Below are 3,832 nucleotides of genomic sequence, written 5' to 3'. Positions count from 1 at the left end.
CTGCAACAACAACAAAAGTAAGAGGCGGCCGGCCCGGTGCCCGAGCGCCTCTTGCCGCCCAAGGTGATGGCGCTGCGTATTGGTCTTGTATTGATTCTGGGGCTGGTGTCCGGCTGGTGCGCCGCCGATGACGCGACGCCCCAGCCGCTGATTGCCATCATCATCGATGATCTGGGCGACAGCCTTACCCAGGGGCGGCGGGCCATCGCGCTGCCCGGCCCCGTCGCTTACGCGGTGCTCCCCCGTACACCCCACGCCCGCCACCTGGCCCAGCTCGCCCACAGCCGCAACAAGGAAGTGATGCTGCATCTGCCCATGGAAGCCACCAGCGAACGGCCGCTGGGCGCGGGCGGCATCACGCTTAACATGAACCAGACCGAGCTGGTCAAGACCCTGGAGCAGGATCTGGCCGACGTGCCTCATGTGGTGGGCATCAACAACCACATGGGCAGCCTGGTCACCCGTCATCCCGGCCACATGTTGTGGTTGATGCGGGAGATCAACCGGCTTGGCAATCTGTTTTTCATCGACAGCCGCACCACCCGCGCCACCGTGGCCGAGCAGGTGGCCGACGAAGTGGGCGTGCCCAATCTGCGCCGCGACGTGTTTCTCGATGCCGACCCCGACCCCGCCGCCATCGCCTCCGAATTCATGCGCCTGGTCCGGCTGGCCCACCGCCGGGGCATGGCCCTGGGCATCGGTCATCCCTATCCCACCACCCTGGCTTTTTTGCAGCGCCAGCTGCCTTATCTCGATGCCTATGGCGTCAGAATGGTACCCGTCTCCACCCTGGTAAAACGAAGCAACCCGGCACCCACCAGGATGGTGGATCAGGACAACAGTGAAGCAGTGGCACAGTTTGAGCACACCGGCATCAGGCCATAGTTCCCGGCCACTTTCTCGCATTTGCCGGGCGCGCTATGCTGTGGACCTGACCGCAGTCAAGGAGAACGCACCATGCCAAATGTCCTCATTCCCCTGGCCGAAGAGTGCGAAGAACTGGAAGCCGTGACCGCCATCGACCTGCTGCGCCGGGCCGGTCTCAAGGTCATCACCGCCGGCCTCGTACCCGGACCGGTGCGCGCCAGCCGCGGCACCGTGCTGGTGCCGGACACCACCCTGGACGAGGCGCTGGCAGAGGAGTTCGACCTGCTGGTGCTGCCCGGCGGCCTGCCCGGCGCCGATCACCTCAACGCCGACCGTCGTATCCACCGTCTCATCCACGCCCTGGTGGAACAAAAGAAATATGTCGCCGCTATTTGCGCCGCCCCCCGGGTGCTGGCCGACGCCGGGGTGCTGAAGGGACGCCGGGCCACCAGTTACCCCGGCACCTTGAGCCCCGCGCAGCTTGAGGGTGTGGATTACTGCGAACAGGCCGTGGTGCGGGACGGCCCGGTGATCACCTCGCGGGGACCGGGCACCGCCATGGATTTCGCCCTCACGCTCATCGAGGTGCTGGCCGGCAGAGAACAGCGCGACCAGGTGGAACGTGCCCTGGTGAGAAGCCCGGCATAGCGGGCCACGCCTGCCCCGCACGGTCACCCCCCTTTCCCGGCAACAACCCAAGGACAACCATGGCCCGTGCTTTGCTTTTCATCGCCCTGCTCAGCCTCGCCGCGGCTCCCCGGGCTGCGGTGTTCGACCCTGATCTTCACTGGTTCAGTCTGGCGAGCGAACACTTCATCGTCCACTATCACGAGGGGGAGGGGACGCTGGCGCACCAGACTCTGGCCATCGCCGAAGGGGTGCACCGGCGCCTGAGTCAGGAATTCCGCTGGACACCGCGGGGTCGCACAGAGATCGTGCTCAGCGACCAAGCCGACCTGGCCAACGGCTACGCCACGCCTCTGCCCGCCAACCGCATCGTCTTGTTCGCCACCTCGCCCCGGGACGTGATGGATCACAGCACCTGGTTCGAGCTGCTCATCACCCACGAATACGCGCACATTCTGCACCTGGATAAGGCGGAAGGCTTTCCCCGCTGGTTCCGCAAGGTCTTCGGGCGCTTTTTGCTGTTTTTTCCCAACCTCCTGCAGCCCGCCTGGTATGTGGAGGGCTTGGCCACCTATTACGAAACGGACCCACAGCGGGGCCTGGGCCGCGGCCAGAGCACGGCCTTCGACATGCTCATGCGCATGGAGGTGGCGGCCGGAGTCAAACCTCTGAAACAAATCAATCAAAGGGTGGCGAGCTGGCCCGCCGGCCAGGTGCCCTACCTCTATGGCGTCAGTTTCTATCAATTCCTGGCCGAGCGCCACGGGGGTCGCCGCATCCGGCAATGGGTGGACGAATACAGCGACAACATCATTCCCTTCCGCCTCAGCGCCAACGCCCGCCGGGTGACACGGCGCACATCCGCCCAGCTGTACGACGAATTCGAGCAATACCTGGTGGAGAAGTACCGGCCGCAGCTGGCCGCCATCCGGGCCGCGGGGGTGGTCTCGGGGAAGCCGCTCAGCCACCACGGCTATGCCACCGCGCTGCCCCGGGTGGCGGCCGACGGCACCGTTTATTACATACGCGCCGACGGCCGGCGTCGGGCCCGCCTGATGGCCCTGGCACCCGGCGCACCGCAATCCCGCCCCCTCACCAAGGTCACCGTGGTGGCCGCCCTGGACAGCCACCCGGAGCAGGGCCTGCTGCTCAGCCAGCTCGAACTGTGCCGCGCCACCCGGTGGTATTTCGACCTCTACCGCGTCAACCCCGCCAACGGCCACCGCCGGCGTCTCACTCATTGCGGCCGCTACCGCGCCGCCGCCTGGAGCCCCAGCGGCCACCGCATCGCCGCCGTGGCCAATGGACTGGGCAACAACCGGCTGGTGCTGCTGGACCAGGAGGGCCAAGAACTGGACACGCTGTGGCAGGGTACAGCGGGGGAGATCGTCCTGGGCCTGGACTGGGCCCCCAACGGCGACGAACTGGTGGCGGCCGTGTGGCGCGAACAGGGGGGCTGGAATCTGGAAGCGTTTTCCCTGCGTGAGCGGCGCTGGCATCCGCTGACCGCCGATTCGGCCCTGGAGCGGGATCCCCGTTACAGCGCTGACGGCCGAAGCGTGCTGTTCAGCGCCGACTATGGCGGCGTTTACAATCTGCGCCGCCTGGATCGGGCCAGCGGCGCCATCACCACCTTGAGCAATGTGGAAGGGGGCGCCTTCGCCCCCAGCCAGGGCACCGCGGGCGGCCCCATCTACTACGCCGGCTACCACGCCGACGGCTATAACCTCTACCGGCTCGATGCGCCCCTGGCCCAGCCGCCCCGCCCCCTGGCCGGTCCCACGGCCCTGGCCGGTTCTGCGCCCGCCTCCCCCACCACCGACGAGGTCCGGCCCTACGCCCCGTGGCGGGGCCTGCTTCCGCGCTGGTGGCTGCCCCATCTGGTGGCAGAGCACGATGACCGTTATGAAATCGGTCTGATCACCTCGGGCTGGGACGCCCTCCAGCGCCACAGCTACGCCCTCACCGCCGCCTACGACATTGAACAAGACCTGGCCCTGGGCGCCCTGGACTATGTCTACAACCGCTGGCGGCCAGCCCTGCGCCTGCACGCCTCGCGCTGGAACGACTTCTACCGCCAGGGCAAAACGCTGCGCCGGATCCGCCACGCCGACACCCTGGAGGCGGAATTGGGCTACCCCTGGCTGCGCTTCGATCACCGCTGGAGTGCCCACCTGGGCCTCATACAGGAACGAAAGAGCGACGCCTGGACCGCGCCTGGCGTCGGCGCGCTGGCAGATACCGAAGACAATGTGCTGGGCCTGGCCTTGAGCTACGACTCCACCCACTTCCCACCCCTGGCCATCAGCCGCGCCGAGGGGCGCAATATCACCCTGGT

General features: G+C 67.0%; 3 protein-coding genes. All 3 read left to right on the top strand.

Going from position 1 to position 3,832, the window contains the following annotated elements; translation table 11 throughout:
• Positions 1-36 precede the first annotated feature (36 nt).
• Entirely contained in the window at positions 37-885 is an 849-nt protein-coding gene (locus ENJ19_00740; protein ID HHM04254.1) for a divergent polysaccharide deacetylase family protein, read from the top strand.
• Positions 886-957: 72 nt separating this feature from the next.
• A complete protein-coding gene (locus tag ENJ19_00735; GenBank protein ID HHM04253.1) occupies positions 958-1,515 on the top strand; it encodes a DJ-1/PfpI family protein in 558 nt (185 codons plus the stop codon).
• Between the two features lie 59 nt (positions 1,516-1,574).
• Positions 1,575-3,832: hypothetical protein (locus ENJ19_00730; GenBank protein HHM04252.1), on the top strand; the 2,258-nt coding region annotated here is incomplete at its 3' end.

The sequence above is a fragment of the Gammaproteobacteria bacterium genome (assembly GCA_011375345.1).
Lineage (GTDB): Bacteria > Pseudomonadota > Gammaproteobacteria > DRLM01 > DRLM01 > DRLM01.
This window is presented reverse-complemented; position numbering and strand designations above follow the sequence as displayed.